The following is a 17,747-nucleotide window of genomic DNA, read 5'->3' on the forward strand; positions in this document are numbered from 1 at the left end:
AGGGCGACGGCGGATTCAGATGGCCCAATCAGGCGACACAGTCAGGCGGTGACGGTCAGCTCGACCGGTACAGCTCCGCGACGCGGAAGGCGAGGTCGAGCGACTGGCCGCGGTTGAGTCGCGGGTCGCAGGCGGTCTCGTACCGCAGCGCCAGGTCCTCCTCCACGATCGCGTGCCCGCCGCCCACGCACTCGGTCACGTCGTCGCCGGTGAACTCGATGTGGATGCCGCCAGGGTGGGTGCCGAGCGCGTGGTGCACCTCGAAGAAGCCGGCGACCTCGTCCAGCACGTCGTCGAGGCGGCGGGTCTTGTGCCCGCTCGGCGCCTCGAAGGTGTTGCCGTGCATCGGGTCGCACACCCAGGCCACGGTGGCGCCGCTCGCGTTGACCTTCTCCACCAGCGTCGGCAGCGCGTCGCGGACCTTGCCGGCGCCCATCCGGGCGATGAAGGTGAGCCGCCCGGGCTCGTTGTCCGGGTTGAGCTTGTCGATCAGCGCGATGGCCTCTTCCGGCGTGGTCGTCGGGCCGAGCTTCACGCCGATCGGGTTGCGGATGCGGCTGAAGAACTCGACGTGCGCCCCGTCGAGCTGCCGCGTGCGCTCGCCGATCCACACCATGTGCCCCGACACGTCGTACGGCTGGCCGGTGCGCGAGTCGATCCGGGTGAGCGCGCGGTCGTAGTCGAGGATCAGGGCCTCGTGGGAGGAGTAGAACTCCACGGTGTGGAACTCCTCGGGGTCGGCCCCGCAGGCCCGCATGAACGCCAGCGCCTGGTCGATCTCCCGCGCGAGCTGCTCGTAGCGCCGCCCCGCCGGGGACTCCGCGACGAAGTCCTGGTTCCACGCGTGGACCTGGCGCAGGTCGGCGTAGCCGCCCTTGGTGAAGGCCCGCGCGAGGTTCAGCGTGACGGCGGAGGAGTGGTAGGCGCGCAGCAGCCGGTTCGGGTCGGGGCGGCGGGCCTCGGCCGTGAAGTCGAAGCCGTTGACCATGTCGCCCCGGTAGGCCGGAAGCTCGACGCCCTCGCGGATCTCCGTGGGCTTGGACCGCGGCTTGGCGAACTGCCCGGCGAGCCTGCCGATCTTCACGACCGGCACGCGGCCGGCGTAGGTCAGCACGATCGCCATCTGCAGCAGCGTCTTGAGCTTGTTGCGCACGTTCTCGGCCGTCGCGCCCGCGAAGGTCTCGGCGCAGTCGCCGCCCTGCAGGACGAACGCCTCCCCGCGGGCCACGGCGGCCATGCGGTCCTTGAGCTGGTCGCACTCGCCGGCGAACACCAGCGGGGGCAGGGACGCCAGCTCCGCGACGACCTTGTCCAGCTCGCCGCGGTCGGGCCAGTCCGGCTGCTGGGCCGCAGACAGGTCGCGCCAGGTGTCCAGGGCACGCCAGGTGTCGGGGTTCGTTGCGCTCACGGGAACCAAGGTTATTGCACCACGTCCTGTGTGGGCCCCTTCCTGTCCATTTGCTGAGATCTTTTTTCTCGCAGCGGAAGACGTACGTGCTCGGGCAGCACGCCGAGCCCGATGAACCGGGGCAGCAGCGAGCGCACCACCGGCACGCGGGTGAGATCGGGGATCGACGCCACGGGACCGGCGAGTGCCGGCCGGATAAGGCGTTCCTGCACCAGCCGCTGCGCGGTCTGCACGACGACCGTGGGCAGCTTCCTGCGGCGCTCCACCCTGGCGAGCAGCGCGGCGGGGGCCCGGCCGCGCAGCAGGGCCGGCCCGACGATGTTGGCGGCCGCGACCGCGTCCTGCACCGCGAGGTTGATCCCGACGCCGAAGACCGGCGACATCGCGTGGGCCGCGTCGCCGATCAGCAGCAGCCCGGGCAGGTGCCAGCGCGTGAGCCGGTTCAACTCGACGCTGAGCACGCCGGTCTCGTCGAACCCGCGCAGCTCCGACGTCCTGTCGCCGACGAAGGGCAGCAGCCGCTCCACCTCGCGGCGCAACTCGTCGACGCCCTTCGCCTCCAGCGCGGCGAAGCCGCCCTTCGGGATGGCGTAGGCGAGCTGCCAGTACGTCTCCCTGTTGATGGCGACCATGAGCCGTCCGGCCGACGCCCGGAGGAACGGCTGCTCGGGGTCGCCCTCCGCCCGCGGCAGCCGGAACCAGACGACGTCCATCGGCGCGCCGAACCGTCTCGGCGCCAGGCCGGCGGCCCGCCGCACGTCCGAGTGCCGGCCGTCGGCGGCGACCGTGAGCACGGCCCGTATCTCGTGCTCCTCGCCCCGCTCGTCGCGGTAGCGCACCCCGCGGACCGCGCCGTCGCGCCGTACGAGATCGACGACCTTGGCGTTCATCAGGAGGTGGAAGTTGGGATACGCGCTCGCCTCGCGGGTGAGGAGGTCGAGGAAGTCCCACTGCGGGACGAAGGCGATGTAACGGTACTTCCCCGGCAGGCGCCGCAGGTCGGCGACGGGCACCTGGCCGTCGTCGGTCCGTATGGACATCTCGTACGCCTTGCGATGTGGCAGCCGGTGGAACGCCTCGGCCAGGCCGAGCTCGTCCAGGACCTGGAGGGTCGAGGGATGGATGGTGTCACCGCGGAAGTCGCGCAGGAAGTCCCCGTGCTTCTCCAGCAACGTGACGTCGACGCCCGCGCGGGCCAGGAGCAGCGCGAGCATGGCCCCCGCGGGCCCGCCGCCCGCGATCACACATGTCGTCTCCATAATTCATCACCCGCTGAAATCATCTCACGCGGGTGGCCGGGCCGCCAGATGTGGGTCTACCGGAGCGGGTGCGGGACCGCTATTTTGTGATCAATGGAGTCGGCCTTCGGGAGTGCGCTGTGAGTGCTCGTGTCAGTCACCTGCCCCGCGTCGCGGCCGGGGCGATGGTCCTGTCCCTCGTGGCGTCGCTGACCGTCGGAGCGCCGGCGGCCCTCGCCGCGACCGGCGACTCCGAGCCGCACACCGGAAACGGGTGCGGCTCGCAGTCCCTCACGCTGGAGGCTTAGGCCCCTTCGCCGGTCCAGGACGCTCAGACGGTGGCGTGGGGGCCGGGCTGACGCCGCCCGCCCTCCAGATACCCCGCGCGCAGCATGTCCAGGCAGGCGACCAGTGACCGCGTGGTGATGTCCCGGGTGGGGGCGTAGGACTCCTCCGGATACTGCCGCGGGCCGTCCTCCACCAGCATGATCAGGTAGAGGTAGGCCCGGTAGAGGGTGATCCGGACGCGGGCGGCGTGGTCCAGCGTCAGCGGGCCGCCCTCCTGCCGGTAGCCCGCGACCATCGGATCGTCCTCGCGCAGCTCACCGAAGATGGTGGGGGTGACGAAGTCGGCGAGCGGGTCGCCCCAGAACGCCCTCTCGTGGTCGATGAGCGCCTGGACGCGCTTGTCCCCGTTCAGGAACACGTTGCCCGGCCACATGTCGAAATGCACCAGCGACGGGGTGGTGACCTGGTCGAGGACGTGCGCGTTCATGTGGACGAGCCCGACGATCTCCAGGATCGTCGCGGGGAGCGGGGTGTTGTAGTAGACCGCGTCGTCGAGCAGCGCGCCGATCATGACGAGGAACGCCTCCCGCCACGTCCGGCCGGTCAGCCCGGCGTAGGGGTAGCCGAAGACGCCCGTGCCCGGGATGGCGTGCAGGCGGGCGAGGTGGCGGCCCAGCTCGAACCGCAGCGCGCCCTCCTCCGCGGGGCCGAGCGTCGTCCGGTTCCACGGCACCCCGTCGAGCGCGGACAGGATGAGGTAGTCGCCGCCCAGCGCCGGGTCGTCGAACGACGCCCGGAGCAGGGCGGGCATCGGCAGCCCCACGGGCTGGGCGAGGTGGTAGACCATCGCCTCGGTGCGCAGCAGGTGCCGCTCGTAGGTCAGCAACCGCAGGTCGGGCGGCGGCCCGAGCTTGAGCACCACCTGACGCCCGTCGTCGAGGCCGAGCCGCCACACGGCGTTCGCGAAGCCGTCGGTGAGCTCCTCGGACGAGGTCACCCCGCAGCCCAGCGCGTCGCGGATGATCTCGTCGAGCTGGGCGGGGGACAACCGCCTTTTCGTCCTGCTGTCCATTCAGCCTTCCAATGACGGAGTGGTGACCGCGATGGTCCACGTGGCCTCGTGCTTGTCCCCCGGCTGCAAAACGATCAGATCCGTGCCCGAGTTGAAGGCGTCGGGCGGGCAGGTCATCGGCTCCACGGCCAGCCCCCGGTGGCCGAGCCCCGTGCCGGTGCAGATCTGGACCCACGGCATCACCGCCGGGTCCCAGGTGAGCTCCACCCCGCCCTCGGGCCCGAGCACGCGCACGCGCCCCTCCGTCACGCCCGTGAAGGCGTGGTCGACGGCGGTGTCCCCGATCACGCGCGGCGTCCTGAAGTCGTACGGCGTTCCCGCGACCTCCGCCAGGTCGGTGGGGGCGAGCAGGTCGTCGGTGAGCAGCACCCGCCCGGCCGGCAGGCCGAGCTCGTAGGCGGTGACGTCCGGCCCGGCCAGCAGCCACGGGTGCGGCCCGCAGCCGTACGGCGCCGCCGTCTCGCCCACGTTCTGCGCGGTCAGCGTGGTCGACAGGCCCTCCTCGGACACCGAGTGCCGCACCTCCAGGGCGATCCTGTACGGGTAGCCCTCGGTGGGCTCCACGACGTGCGTCAGCCGTACGTGGCCGTGGTGGTCCTCGACCGACAGCAGCTCGGCGCACTTCCAGTCGAGGCCGGCGACGAGGCCGTGCAGGGCGTGGCCGCGGTCGGGCTCGTTCACCGGCAGGTGGTGGCGCTGCCCCTCGAAGACGTACGTGCCGCCGACCACGCGGTTGGGCCACGGCGCCAGGATGGTGCCGCTGTAGTAGGGGACCGGCCCGCCTTCCGGCCAGCTCGTCACCAGGTCGCGGCCCTCGTGGAGCAACGCCCGGAGCGCGCCGCCCCGCTCGCTGATCGTGGCCTGGTATCCGCCGCCGGCAATCGTGTAATCGGGCACGGGGGAGTCCTCTCGCTGACGCGACGTCAAGAAGCGGGTCATCTGACGGTATGCAGGGACTTTATCCCAGCTCATCGCCCTTGATCCAAGCGGGGTGGGAGGATTGTGGGAGCGCTCCCACCGCGAGTAAAGCTAAGTCTTTTTGGCGGACGCGTCAACTTATTCTCAGGATTATCGCGTAGATCGATATAAAGTCACCGATTTGCCGCGGAGTGGTCCTCGCATGCACGTGCATGGGCGACCGCCCACCAATTCGCGCTGAAAGTTTCAGCAGCTCCGGGCGGCCGTCATCGCGCCGCCGCGCAAAATGAGTCCGGACGCGCGAATGCGCCCAGCCCGACACAGAGCGTGCCGGGGGAGTGGCCGGCGGAGGGTGAGGGTGAGGGTGCGGGTGCGGGGCACGGCGGCAGACCGGCCGCCACACCGTGACGGCCGGCTTTCCCGCACGCCCGGTCGCCGGCCCGGCCGTGATGCGGGCTGCGGTGCGCGCCGCCGGGAGAAGCCCCCGGACGGCGGCACGAAGTGCACCGGGTCTGCTCAGCGGGTCTGCTCAGCGGACCTGTCTACCGGACCCGCTCACCCGGCGGTGCGGGCCCGGGCGGGTGTCAGCGCAGTTCGCCGCTCTTCACGACGTCGCGGTACCAGAGCGCGCTGTCCTTGGGGGTGCGCTCCTGCGTCGTGTAGTCCACGTACACGATGCCGAACCGCTGGCTGTACCCCTCGGCCCACTCGAAGTTGTCGAGCAGCGACCACACGTGGTAGCTCTCGACCTGCGCGCCGGCCTCCATGGCGCGGTGCATCGCGCTCAGGTGGTCGCGCAGGTACGCCGTCCGGCGCTCGTCGCGGACGCGGCCCTCGGCGTCGGGCTCGTCCACGGTGGCCAGGCCGTTCTCGGTGATGGCGATCGGCACGCCGGGGTAGTCCCGCTGCACCCGGACGAGGATGTCGTGGAGGCCCTCGGGGTAGATCTCCAGCCATTCGGCCTGGGCCCGCTCGTGCAGGAAGACCCGCTCGCCCTTGCCGTCCACGAAGATCGGGGTGTAGTACTGCACGCCGAGGACGTCGACGGGCTCGCTGATGACGTCGAGGTCCCCGTCGAGGATGTGGTCGGCCATCGGGCCGCGCTCGGAGATCCAGCGCAGCGTGTCCTCGGGGTAGCGGCCCTTGAAGACGGGGTCGAGGTAGAGCCGGTTCTCCAGCCCGTCCTGGTGGTGGGCCGCCTCGCGCGCCTCCGGCGTGTCGTCGGCCGGGTAGGTGGGGTGCAGGTTGAGCGCGGGCCCGATACGGCGCCCGGGGTGCCGCTCGTGCAGCACCCGGGAGGCGAGGCCGTGGGCGAGCAGCAGGTGGTGGCAGGCCACGAACGCGCGCCCGTCGTCCTTGAAGCCCGGCGCGTGGCTGCCGAAACGGTATCCGCAGTCGACCACGGTCTTGGGCTCGTTGATCGTCAGCCAGTCCCTGATCTCCAGGGCGTCGAAGCAGATCTCGGCGTACTCGGCGAAGCGCGCGGCCGTGTCCCGGTTCTCCCAGCCCCCTCGGTCCTGCAGTTCCTGCGGCAGGTCCCAGTGGAAGAGCGTGGCCATCGGCCGGACGCCGCGTTCCGCCAGGCCGTCCACGAGCCGGCGGTAGAAGTCGAGGCCCTTCTGATTGGGCTTGCCCGAGCCGGTCGGCTGGATCCGCGGCCAGGCGATGGAGAAGCGGTAGCTGCCCAGGCCGAGATCGGCGATGAGGTCGAGGTCCTCGTTGTAGCGGTGGTAGTGGTCGGCGGCCTGCTCCCCGCTGTCGCCGTCGCGTACGTTTCCGGGAACCGCGCAGAACGTGTCCCACACCGAGGGCCCGCGGCCGTCCTCCGTGGTCGCGCCCTCGATCTGGTACGCCGCGGTGGACGCGCCCCAGACGAAGTCGGCCGGAAACCGTGCGGGTGAGTTCATGGCTTCATCCATTCTCGGTGAGGAAACGCGCGGGTGATTCCAGCGCCGTGCGGAGTTCGCCGAGGAACTCCGCGGCATCGCGGCCGTTGATGAAACGGTGGTCGTATGCGAGGCCTATTGTGGCGGTCTTGCGTACGGCGAAGCCCGAGCCGTCTTGGACGACCTCCGAGCGCGGCGCGGTCAGCGACAGCGCGCAGGTCTGGCCGGGGAAGACGATCGGGACGGCGAACACGATGCCGTCGTGGGTGTGCAGGGTCAGCGTGATGGCGCCACCCCGGAGGTCGCGTTCCCGGAACGACCCGGTGAGCGCCGTCTTGCGGAAGACGGCCAGGTCGCCGGCGATCTCGGCGAGCGGCCGGTTGCCCGCGTCGCGGACGACCGGGATGAACAGCCCCCGGCCCACGTCGACGGTCACGCCCACGTCGGCGGTGGCGGCCCGTCTGGCCCGCGGGCCGGGGCCGGGCTCCGCGAAGAACATCGGGAAGCGGTCGAGCAGCCCGCCTGCCGCCTTCACCACCATCTCGGGCACGCCGACCAGGGCGCGCAGCCGGCGGGTGAGGTCGCGGGCGAGCGACAGGACCTCGGTCACGTCGACCGTCATCGCCGTGAAGGCCGCCGGGATCTCGCGCCGGGACCGCTCGACGACCTCGGCCGTCCGCTGCTGCGCCCGCGACAGAGTGATCCACTGCGCGTCGTCGTCCCCGCCCGCGCCGGCCGGGGCGTCGTCCACCCCCGGGCTCGGCGTGCCGACCCGGTCGTTCCCGTCCGCACCCGCGGTGTCCCCGCCGAGCAGTTCCTCGACGTCGGTGCGCCTGATCACCTTGCGGCCCAGGGCGTACACCCGCTCCATGGCGATGCCGTGCGCCTCGATCAGCTCGCGCGCGGGCCCCGTGACGACGACGCCGGAGCCGTCGCCGGTCGGCGCCGGGGCGTCCGGCCTCTGTGGGTTCTCGTCGGCGGCCTCCCCGGCTGGCTCGTCCACGGCCTCCTGGGCCGCCTCGTCCGCGGACCCGAGCAGGCGGGCGATCACCTGCCCCGGCTCGCATTCGGCCCCCTCGGCGAGCAGCCGCCGCAGGACGCCGGGCTCCGGAGCCTCGACCTCCTCGGTCGCCTTGGACGTCTCCAGCAGCACGATCGGATCGCCGTCCCGCACCGCCTGCCCGTCCTCGGCCAGCCACTCGACCAGGACGTACGCCGTGTCGTTGTTGTTGAGCTTGGGCACCCGGAAGTCGGTCACGACAGCGCCTCCCTAACCGCGGCCCGGATGCTGTCGGCCTGCACGAGCACCTCGCGTTCCAGATGGGGGGCGGCCGGGATCACCCCGTCCGCCGAGTTGACCAGTGTGATCGGGCGGCGCAGGCGGCCCCACAGGCGCGGGTAGAGCACCGTGGCCACCTCGGCCGCCCAGGTGCCGCCCGCTGTCCCGTCGTCGACGACGCAGACGTGGGGCGCGTCCTCCAGCCCCGGCAGATGGGGCACGGGGTAGAGCTGGGCGGGCACCAGCAGCTCGCAGACCAGGTCGTCCTCCAGCAGCAGCGTCTTCATGGCGTCGAGCGTCCGGTGGACGAGCCCGCCATGGGTGACCAGCGTGCAGTCGGGCCGGCCCGCGCCGTCGAGGTACACCCGCGCCACGTCGTCCACCAGCTCGAACCGGAACAGGTCGTCCGTGACGTGCATCTGCCGCGTGTACAGGACCTTGTCCTCGAAGAACAGGCAGGGCCGCGCCAGATCGAACATCCGGGCGAACAGCTCGCCCGCGTCGTGGAACGGCGTCATCTCGAACAGGGACAGCCCCGGCACACCGATGAAGTGCTTCTGCGGGTTCTGGCTGTGGGTCGGGCCGTAGCCGCGGTTGCCGCCCGTGGGGCAGCGCACCACGAGCGGCACCGGCACGGGCCTGCCGTACATGGAGGTGGACTTGGCGGCGAAGTTCGTGATCTGGTCGAACGCCAGCGCCACGAAGTCGGAGAACATGATCTCGACGATGGCCTTGTCGCCGGCCAGGGCCAGCCCGGCCCCGACCCCGGCGATCGCGCCCTCGCTGAGCGGCGTGGACCTCACCCGGGAGCCGAACCGGCCGGACAGTCCCCGGGTGACCTTGAACGCGCCGCCGTACGGGTCGCTGACGTCCTCGCCGAGCAGGTGGACCGAGGGGTCGGACTCCATGAGATCGTGCAGCGCCTGGTTGAGGTGTTCGGAGACCCTGGTCACGCCGGCACCCCCGGCCGGGTGTGGGGGCGGGCGGAGACCTCGGCGACCACCCGCTCGACGAGCTCCCGCTGCTCCCGGTCGATCCGGGCGAACCGCTCGGGATCGGCCTCGGCGTACCGGTCGTACCAGTCGGACTCCCGGACCCGGCGGATCTCCTCCGGCGGGCGGGTGTCGTCGCCCTTGCTGTGCGGTCCGAGGCGGTGCGTCGCGAACTCGACGACCAGCGGGGACGGCTCGGCCCGTACGGCGTCGACCAGCGGGGCGAGGGCCGCCCTGATCTCGCCGAGGTCGGCGGACGCGATGTGGTGGTGGCGGACGCCGAAGGCCGCCGCCCGGGCGGCGATCGTGCCGGCCATCTGCGCGGACGTGGGGGTCGACTGGGCGATGCCGTTGTGCTCGACCACGACCAGGAGCGGCACCCGCCAGAGGGACGCCATGTTCAGCGCTTCGTAGACGGCGCCCTCGCCCCAGGTGCCGTCGCCGATGTACGCACAGGCCAGCGCTCCCGTGCCGGCCAGTTTCAGGGCCACCCCGGTCGCCACGGGCAGGCTCTCGCCCTGCACCCCGGTGGACAGGAAACGGCGGTGGTAGATGTGCTGGCTGCCGCCGACGCCCCCGCACAGCGCGCCCTCCCGCCCCATGATCTCGGCGAGCAGTCCGTGCGGGTCGGGATGGCGGGCGAGGAAGTGGCCGTGCCCCCGGTGGTTGCTGAACACGAAGTCGTCGTCCCTGAGCAGGGCCGACAGCGCGACCGGGATGTACTCCTGCCCGAGGCAGGTGTGGGTGGTGCCGCTCAGCACGCCCTGCTCGAACAGGCGGAGCAGGGTGTGTTCGAAGTGCCGGATGAGGAGGAGTGAGCGGAGATCCCCGTCGTTGAGGGTATGCCGCGGGCTCCGGGACGGTGCAGCGGTGACGATCACAGGTGGTCCGCTCCTGGTGCGTCTCTGGTCGAGGGCGCGCTCGACGCCGGGCCCCGCTGCCAGGGACAGGAGCACCCATTCTGGGAGCGCTCCCACGGAGCGTAGGTGCGGTAAGGACCGCTGTCAACATCCTTGGCAATACGAGGAATTTGGGAGATTGTGACCGCATTGTCCGTGATCTGCGGCAATATCTTCACATTCCCCGCCTTGGGGCTAATAACGGACAGAAACTTCCATGACACTTGACGAACGAAAGGCGCGATCCCTAGCCTCCACTGCCGTGGGAGCGTTCCCACCAACGCGTCCGAAATGGGGGGTTACCGGCGCGAGCGGCAGTGGATCGCGCCGCGCCAGGCACCAGGCAGGAAGCTCACCGGCGGTGATTCCAGCGCCGCCGGATCGTTGGTCGCCCGCGTCTTCGCATCGCCGGCGTACCGGGGCGCAGAGCGCACAGAGGAATGCCATGTTCTTAATGCAAATTTCAACCGAGGTGCCGGCGTCGTGACCCGGACCGGCCTCTCACCGGCCAAGCAGGCGCTGCTGGCGCAGCGGCTCAAGGCCGGGAAAGCCGCGAGGGTAACCGTGCCGCCGCGGCCGGTCGGCACCCACCCGCCGCTTTCGCACGCGCAGGAGCGCCTGTGGTTCCTGGAGCAGTACGCCCCGGGCACCACCGCCTACACCGTCGCCTTCGCCGTCCGGATGGACGGCGGTGAGATCGACGACGCGGCCCTGGAGCGCGCCCTCACCGAGGTGGCCCGGCGCCACGAGAGCCTGCGCACCCGGTTCGTCACCACCGACGACGGGACGCCGGAGATCGTGCTGGACGACGAGCCCGTGGTCGAGCTGCGGCTGTCCGACGACCCCGCCACTGTGCAGGAGGACGTCCAGGAGGAGCTGGGCCGGCCGTTCGACCTGGCGACCGGCCCGCTGCTGCGGCTGCTCCTGGTCCGGCTCGGCGCCCGCGAGCACGTGCTGCTCCTGACCATGCACCACGCCGTCACCGACGGCTGGTCCTGCGACATCGTGATGGAGGAGCTGCTCGCCCTGCACGAGGCGTACCGGACCGGGACCGACGCCGGTCTCGCCGCCCCGCCCGTGCAGTACGGCGACTACGCCCTGTGGGAGCGCGGACGGACCCACGAGGACGACATCCGTTACTGGCGGGAGCGGCTGGCCGGGCTGGCGCCGCTGGAGCTGCCGACCGACCTGCCGCGCCCGCCGGAGCAGGGCTCGGCGGGCGCCGCCCACGGGCTCGCGCTGGACCGCGAGCTGGTGGACGCGCTCACGGAGCTGGGCGGGGCGAACGGCGCGACGCTGTACATGACGCTGCTCGCCGCCTTCCAGGTGCTCCTCGCGCGTTACTCCGGTCAGGACGACTTCGCGGTGGGATCGCCCGTGTCGGGACGCGACCTGCCGGAGCTGGAGCGGGTGGTCGGGCTCTTCATCAACTCGCTGCCGATGCGGGCCGACCTGTCCGGCGACCCGGCCTTCACCGAGCTGCTCGGCCGGGTGCGCGAGACGGCGCTGGACGCCTACACGCACCAGGAACTGCCCTTCGACCGGCTGGTCGGCGAGCTCGGCGTCGAGCGCGACGTGAGCAGGTCGCCGGTGTTCCAGGTGATGTTCGCGCTGCAGAACTACCGGTCGGCCCCGCTGCGCACCCAGGGCCTGACCATGTCGGCGTACCCGTTCGAGGTGACCGCCAGCCGGTTCGACCTCGCGCTCTACCTGATGGACCAGGGCGACGGCCTGCGCGGCAACTTCACCTACCGCACCGAGCTGTTCCGGCCGGCCACGATCGCGCGCCTGGCGGAGTGCTTCGAGAACCTGCTCAGGTCGATCGTCGCCGACCCCCACGCGCGGGTGTCGGACCTGGAGCTGATCCCGGCGGCGGAGCGCGATCGCGTGCTCGGATTCGCCGGAGCGGCTCCCGAGGCCGAGGCACCCCCGGCGGACGCGTTCGGCGGGGCGACGGCGCCGCATGAGGTGATCGCCGCGCAGGCGGCCCGCACCCCGTCCGCGACCGCCGTCGTCTGCGGCGACGACGCTCTCACGTACGCCGAGCTGGACGCCGCGGCCGACCGGCTCGCCCGGCGGCTGCGCGGGCTCGGCGTGCGGCGCGACGACCGGGTGGCGATCTGCCTGGAGCAGTCCACCGGGCTCGCGGTCGCGGTGCTCGGCGTGCTCAAGGCGGGCGCGGCCTACCTGCCGCTCGACCCGGAGCACCCGCGCGGCCGGCTCGAGTACGTCCTGGCCGACGCCGGGGCGACGATCGTCGTGACCAGCCCGGACCTGCGCGACCGGCTGCCGGACGAGATCACCGCCGTGCACCTCGACGGCGGAGAGCGCGGTGGGGAGCACGGCGGAGAGCACGGTGGGGAGCCCGACGGAGAACCCACGGCGCCGGGCGACCTCGCGTACGTGATCTACACCTCCGGCACCACCGGGCGGCCCAAGGGCGTCGCGGTGCAGCATCACGAGGTCATGGTCTACCTCGCCGGGGTGCGCGAGCGGCTGGGCGTGGAGCCCGGCTCGTCGTTCGCCCTGCTCCAGTCCCTCGCCTTCGACTTCGGCGTCACCGTCTTCTACCTGTGCCTGATGACCGGCGGCACCCTGCACCTGGTGCCCTCGCGCACCGCCGGTCCCGAGCTGGCGGAGATCTTCCGGCGGACCGGGATCGATTACCTCAAGATCACTCCGTCGCATCTGGCCGCGCTGCTCGCCGACGCAGGACCGGACGACCTGCTGCCCAGGAAGCTGCTGCTGCTGGGCGGCGAGGCGGCCCCGCGCGGCTGGGCGGCCGAGCTCGCCGCGATGGGCCGCTGCCGGGTCGTCAACCACTACGGGCCGACCGAGGCCACCGTGGGCGTGACCACCTACGACGTCGCCCGGCTGCCCGCTCCCGACGGCCCGGCCGAGGCGAGCGTGAGCCTGCCGATCGGCTCGCCGCTGCCCGGGGCACGGGCGTACGTGCTGGACGAGCGGCTGCGGCCGGTTCCCGCCGGAGTGCCGGGGGAGATCTACCTCGGCGGCGACCGGCTGGCCCGCGGCTACCTGAACCGTCCCGGCCTGACCGCCGACCGGTTCCTCCCCGACCCGTACGGCCCGCCCGGGTCGCGCATGTACCGCACGGGGGACCTCGGCCGGTGGTCCGGCTCGGGCGACCTGGAATTCCTCGGCCGCCGCGACCTGCAGGTGAAGATCCGCGGCTACCGGGTCGAGCTCGGCGAGGTCGAGTCGGTGCTGGCCGACCATCCGGAGGTCGCCCAGGCGGTGGTCGAGCCACGCGGCGAGCAGCTCGTCGCCTACCTCGTCCCCGCCCCCGCCGCCGGGAACGCCGAAAACGCCGTGGACGGCGCACGACCGGACACCGCGGCCGTGCGCGCGTGGCTGGCCGACCGGCTGCCCGCGTACATGATCCCCTCGCGGTACGCCTGGCTGGACGAGCTGCCGCTCAAGTCGCACGGCAAGGTCGACCGCTCGCGGCTGCCCGAGCCGGAGGCCGATGTGGCGGCGGCCGAATACGTCGCCCCGGCGCCCGGCGCCGAGGAAGACGTGGCACGCGTCTGGGCGGAGGTGCTGGAAGTCGAGCGCGTGGGGGCGCTCGACGACTTCTTCGCGCTGGGCGGCCACTCGCTGCTGGCGATGCGGGTCATCGCCCGGCTGCGCAAGGCGCATCCGGACCGGCAGATCACGGTGCTCGATGTGTTCAAGCACCGCACCGTCCGCGAGCTGGCCCGGCTGCTCACGGCCGAGGGGGACGTGCCGCGATCCCTGCTGCACCGGCTCACCCCCGCCCGGGCCGCCGCCACCACCATGGTCTGCGTGCCGTACGGCGGGGGCAGCGCGGTCGTCTACCAGCCGCTCGCGGACGCGCTGCCGGACGACTGGGCGCTCTACTCGGTCGCCGTGCCCGGTCACGAGCTGGGCGAGGAGGCGCGGCCGTTCGACGAGGTCGTGCTCGACTGCGTGGCCGAGATCTCCGAGATCATGGACAGCAACGGCGGCTCGCTCGTGCTGTACGGCCACTGCGGCCTCGGCGTCATGCTGTCCGCCGAGATGGCCCGGAGGCTGGAGGCGGACGGCCGCACCGTGGAGGCGCTGTACCTCGGCGGCGTGTTCCCCTTCGCCCGGCCGGGCCGCGGCATGAACTGGCTCGGCACCTTCTTCGAGAAGCTGACCAGCGACCAGCAGCGGGTCAACGCCCTGACCGCGGCCGGGCTCGACGTGGAGGACCTCGGCCGGGACCAGGTCAAACTGATCGTGCACAACCGCCGCGAAGGCACCCGCGCCGCCGAGCGGTACTTCACGCGGATCTTCGAGGAGGGCGGCGGCCCGGCGCTGCACGCTCCGGTGATCGCCGTGGTCGGCGAACGCGACCCGGCGGCCGAGTTCTACCAGGAACGTTACAAGGAGTGGCACTGCCTGTCGGACGAGACGGCGTGCGTCGTCCTCGACGAGGCCGGGCACTTCTTCCTGAGGTACCGCAGCGATGAGCTGGCCGAGATCGTCACCGGCACCCATGCCGCCCTCGCCTCCGGGCGCACCGAGGGGATGGAACGGGACGACGGCAGCACCTGGTGGCTGCAGGGCGTCTCGCGCCGGTCCGCCGAGGCCGAAACCGAGGCCGGAACCGAGGCCGAGACCGGAAAAGCCGAGGCCGGGGCGGGCGCGGAGCAGGACGAGCCGGACGGCGCGGCGGGCACGCGGGTGCGCGTCGGCCCGTCGCCCAGCATGCGGCGCTTCCTCGTCGTCGCGGCGGGCCAGCTCGTCTCGATCACCGGCTCCGCGCTGACCGAGTTCGCCATCCCGCTGTGGATCTACCTCACGACGGGGTCGCTCGCCCGGTTCGCGCTGTTCTCCGTGCTCGGCCTGCTGCCCGGCATGCTCGTCGCCCCGCTGGCCGGCACCATCGTCGACCGGTTCGACCGGCGCAAGGTCATGATCGCCGGGGACGCGGCCGCCGGCGGCACCCAGCTCGTGCTGGGGCTGCTGCTCTGGACCGGCAACCTGCAGGTCTGGCACATCTATCCGCTGCTGGTCTGCCTGTCCGTCTCGCTCACCTTCCAACGGCTCGCGTACGGCTCGGCCATCCCGCAGCTCGTGCCGAAACGGTTCCTCGGGCACGCCAACGGCGTGGTCCAGATGGCCACCGGCACCGCACAGCTCATCGTGCCGCTGATCGCGGTCGGGCTGATCGCGGCGATCGGGCTGGAGGGCATCCTCGTCATCGACGTGGTCAGCTACGTCGTCGCCACGCTCACCGTCGCGCTGATCCGCTTCCCGGCGACGATGGCCTGGAAGCGGCGGGAGGGCGTGCTCGCCGAGATGATGGGCGGCATCCGCCATTCCTGGGGCCACCGGGGCTTCCGCGCGATGCTGTTCTACTTCGCGGTGCTGAACGTCTTCCTGTCCCCGCTGTTCCTGATGATCTCGCCGCTGGTGCTGTCGTTCGCGTCGCTGGCCGAGGTCGGACGGGTGTCGTTCGCGGGCGGACTCGGCGCCTTCCTCGGCGGCCTGGCCATGGCCGCCTGGGGCGGCCCGCGCCGCAGGCGGTTGTACGGCGTGCTGCTGTCCACGCTCGCCCTGTCGGTGTTCTGCCTGCTGACCGGGCTGAGCCCGGACCTGTTCCTGATCGCCGTCGGCGCGTTCGGCATGTCGCTGTGCCTCACCCTGCTGAACGGCGTCTACGCCACGATCATCCAGGTCAAGGTGCCGCAGCGGTTCCACGGCCGGGTCATCGCGCTGAACACGCTGATCGCCTGGTCCACCCTGCCGATCGGGTTCGGCCTGGTCGCGCCGTACGGCGCGCAGGTCTTCGAGCCGCTGCTCGCCCCGGACGGGCCGCTCGCCGGGACGGTGGGCGCGGTGCTCGGCACCGGTCCCGGCCGCGGCATCGGCTTCATGTACGCCTGCTTCGGGGTGGCGATCGCCGTCATCGCGCTGGTCGCGCTGCGGATCCGGGTGCTGCGCAGGTTCGACGCCGACGTGCCCGACGCCCTGCCGGACGACGTCGTCGGCTATCAGGCCCTGACCGAACGCATCGCGGCCGCCCGTACGGCGGACGCCGCGGGCGACCGTACGGACGCACCCGCGGACACACCCGCGGACACACCCGCGGACACACGGACGGCACGCGAACCCGAGAAGGAGCACGCATGACGGGGACGAGGACGCGGGGGACGCCCGCGCTCACCGTGCCGGAGCTGCTGCGGCTGCGCGCAGGGCAGGAACCCGACGGCGTCGCGATGATGGTGGAGGGGCAGGGGACGCTCACCTTCGCCGAGTGGGACCGCAGGTCGGCGGCGCTCGCCGCCGGGCTGGCGGACCGGGGCGTCGCCCCGGGCGACCGGGTGGCCCTGCACTTCGGCAGCCGCGACTGGATCGACTTCGCCGTGGCGTTCTTCGGGGTGCTCAAGGCGGGCGCGGTGGCCGTGCCGATGTCGGACCGGCTGGCGCCGGCCGAGCTGCGCTACATGATCGAGCACTGCGCGGCGTCGGCGGTGCTGCTCGGCCGGGACCTCGCGGCGCCGGCGGGGCCGGGGTCGGTGTCGGGGCCCGGGGAGGGGGCCGTGGAGCCGTGGACCGCGACCCCGGCGGAGCTGGAAGCCGGCTTCGGGGCGGCGCCGGAAGGACCACGGGTGCGGCCCGGAGACCTGGCGCAGATCCTCTACACCTCCGGCACGACCGGGCGGCCCAAGGGGGTCGGCGCGAGCCACGCCAACCTGGCCTACGGGTGCGTCACGCAGCCCAAGCACCGCAGGTTCGCCCACTCGCGGCACCTGCTGCACGCCTTCCCGATCGGCACCAACGCCGGCCAGACCATGCTGATCAACGCGCTGGACGCCCGGCCGACCGTGCTGACCCCGGCGAGGTTCACGCCCGGCCGGTTCGCCCGGCTGATCGAGACCTACCGCCCCGGCACCGTGTTCCTGGTGCCCTCCATGGCGATCGAGCTGCTGAACGCCGGGCTGCACGAGCGGCACGACATGTCCAGCGTGGTGCTGCTGGGGTCGGCGGCGGCGGCGCTTCCGCCCGCCCTGTCGGAACGCCTGGCGACGGCCTTCCCGAACGCGACCGTGACGAACTACTACACGTCCACCGAGGCCGCCCCCGCTCAAACGATCATGATTTACGACCGGACGCGGCCGGCCGCGCTGGGGCGGCCCGCGTTCGGCGGCTCGCTGCGCATCACCGACGGGGAGGGTGACCCGCTTCCGCCCGGGGAGACCGGCGAGGTGTGGATGCGGTCGCCCACCGCCACCCGGTCCTACTACGGCGACGCCGAGGCCAGCGCCCGGTCGTTCCGCGACGGCTGGGTGCGCATGGGCGACGTCGGATACGTGGACGCCGACGGCTACCTCTACCTCGTCGACCGGGAGAGCGACGTGGTCAAGACCGGCGCGTTCAAGGTGTCCACGCTCCAGGTGGAGGCCGCGCTTCACGAGCACCCGGGGGTCGCGGAGGCGGCCGTGTTCGGGCTCCCGCACCCGGTGCTGGGTTCCGTGCTGGGCGCCGCGATCGTGCCCAGGTCGCCCGGGGCGTCGGAGGGCCCCGGGTTGTCGGAAAGCCCCGCGTCGTCGGAAAGCCCCGGGTTGTCGGAAAGCCCCGGGTTGTCGGAAAGCGAGGTGCGCGCCTTCCTGATGGACCGGCTGGCCTGGCACGAGCTGCCCGAACGGGTCCTCGTGGTCGACAGCCTGCCCAGGAACCAGTCAGGCAAGGTCATCAAGAAGGAGCTGCCCGCGCTGCTGGGCGACTCCGTGATCAGCACGGAAGGCAAGTGAG

General features: G+C 72.1%; 11 protein-coding genes. 3 read left to right on the forward strand and 8 right to left on the reverse strand.

What is annotated here, in order from left to right; genetic code table 11:
• Nucleotides 1-55 precede the first annotated feature (55 nt).
• Both ACQEVJ_RS17815 and ACQEVJ_RS17820 read right to left on the reverse strand, forming a co-directional pair.
• Complete coding sequence (locus ACQEVJ_RS17815; protein ID WP_433102306.1) at nucleotides 56-1,408, reverse strand: class II 3-deoxy-7-phosphoheptulonate synthase; 1,353 nt, start codon at nucleotides 1,406-1,408, stop codon at nucleotides 56-58.
• 11 nt (nucleotides 1,409-1,419) lie between these two features.
• Complete coding sequence (locus ACQEVJ_RS17820; protein ID WP_433102307.1) at nucleotides 1,420-2,667, reverse strand: FAD-dependent oxidoreductase; 1,248 nt, start codon at nucleotides 2,665-2,667, stop codon at nucleotides 1,420-1,422.
• A 119-nt stretch (nucleotides 2,668-2,786) separates the two neighbouring features.
• On the opposite strand from ACQEVJ_RS17820, the gene ACQEVJ_RS17825 reads away from it, so the two are divergent.
• A complete protein-coding gene (locus tag ACQEVJ_RS17825; RefSeq protein WP_161627906.1) occupies nucleotides 2,787-2,954 on the forward strand; it encodes a hypothetical protein in 168 nt (55 codons plus the stop codon).
• Between the two features lie 23 nt (nucleotides 2,955-2,977).
• Here the strand turns inward: ACQEVJ_RS17825 and ACQEVJ_RS17830 are convergent, their stop codons facing one another.
• The 6 genes from ACQEVJ_RS17830 to ACQEVJ_RS17855 all read right to left on the reverse strand — a co-directional run bounded on the left by ACQEVJ_RS17830 (nucleotide 2,978) and on the right by ACQEVJ_RS17855 (nucleotide 9,962).
• Entirely contained in the window at nucleotides 2,978-4,006 is a 1,029-nt protein-coding gene (locus ACQEVJ_RS17830) for a phosphotransferase family protein (RefSeq protein ID WP_433102309.1), read from the reverse strand.
• Entirely contained in the window at nucleotides 4,007-4,903 is an 897-nt protein-coding gene (locus ACQEVJ_RS17835) for an aldose 1-epimerase family protein (RefSeq protein ID WP_433102311.1), read from the reverse strand.
• 605 nt (nucleotides 4,904-5,508) lie between these two features.
• Entirely contained in the window at nucleotides 5,509-6,831 is a 1,323-nt protein-coding gene (locus ACQEVJ_RS17840; protein WP_433102313.1) for a GH1 family beta-glucosidase, read from the reverse strand.
• Between the two features lie 4 nt (nucleotides 6,832-6,835).
• Nucleotides 6,836-8,068 carry a 2-oxo acid dehydrogenase subunit E2 gene (locus ACQEVJ_RS17845; protein ID WP_433102315.1) on the reverse strand — a complete coding sequence of 411 codons (1,233 nt, stop codon included), beginning with the start codon at nucleotides 8,066-8,068 and terminating at the stop codon, nucleotides 6,836-6,838.
• A complete protein-coding gene (locus tag ACQEVJ_RS17850) occupies nucleotides 8,065-9,042 on the reverse strand; it encodes an alpha-ketoacid dehydrogenase subunit beta (RefSeq protein ID WP_433102317.1) in 978 nt (325 codons plus the stop codon). The genes ACQEVJ_RS17845 and ACQEVJ_RS17850 overlap by 4 nt, the downstream gene beginning before the upstream one ends.
• Complete coding sequence (locus ACQEVJ_RS17855; protein WP_433102319.1) at nucleotides 9,039-9,962, reverse strand: thiamine pyrophosphate-dependent dehydrogenase E1 component subunit alpha; 924 nt, start codon at nucleotides 9,960-9,962, stop codon at nucleotides 9,039-9,041. Before ACQEVJ_RS17855 ends, ACQEVJ_RS17850 begins: the two co-directional genes overlap by 4 nt.
• 501 nt (nucleotides 9,963-10,463) lie before the next feature.
• Between ACQEVJ_RS17855 and ACQEVJ_RS17860 the strand changes: the two genes are divergently transcribed.
• Nucleotides 10,464-16,124 (forward strand): amino acid adenylation domain-containing protein, encoded by a 5,661-nt coding sequence (locus ACQEVJ_RS17860; protein WP_433102321.1) that lies wholly within the window; start codon nucleotides 10,464-10,466, stop codon nucleotides 16,122-16,124.
• Nucleotides 16,121-17,746 carry a class I adenylate-forming enzyme family protein gene (locus ACQEVJ_RS17865; RefSeq protein WP_433102323.1) on the forward strand — a complete coding sequence of 542 codons (1,626 nt, stop codon included), beginning with the start codon at nucleotides 16,121-16,123 and terminating at the stop codon, nucleotides 17,744-17,746. The genes ACQEVJ_RS17860 and ACQEVJ_RS17865 overlap by 4 nt, the downstream gene beginning before the upstream one ends.
• Nucleotide 17,747: the final 1 nt, after the last annotated feature.

Origin of the sequence: Microbispora sp. CA-102843 (assembly GCF_050936215.1) — a bacterium.
In the GTDB taxonomy this organism is placed as follows: Bacteria; Actinomycetota; Actinomycetes; order Streptosporangiales; family Streptosporangiaceae; genus Microbispora.

What these genes read in the sequence shown, in the direction of transcription:
- ACQEVJ_RS17865 (WP_433102323.1), top strand. Translation starts at nt 16,121, where the DNA reads ATGACGGGGACGAGGACGCGGGGGACGCCCGCGCTCACCGTGCCGGAG.
- ACQEVJ_RS17840 (WP_433102313.1), bottom strand. Translation starts at nt 6,831, where the DNA reads ATGAACTCACCCGCACGGTTTCCGGCCGACTTCGTCTGGGGCGCGTCC.
- ACQEVJ_RS17820 (WP_433102307.1), bottom strand. Translation starts at nt 2,667, where the DNA reads ATGGAGACGACATGTGTGATCGCGGGCGGCGGGCCCGCGGGGGCCATG.
- ACQEVJ_RS17830 (WP_433102309.1), bottom strand. Translation starts at nt 4,006, where the DNA reads ATGGACAGCAGGACGAAAAGGCGGTTGTCCCCCGCCCAGCTCGACGAG.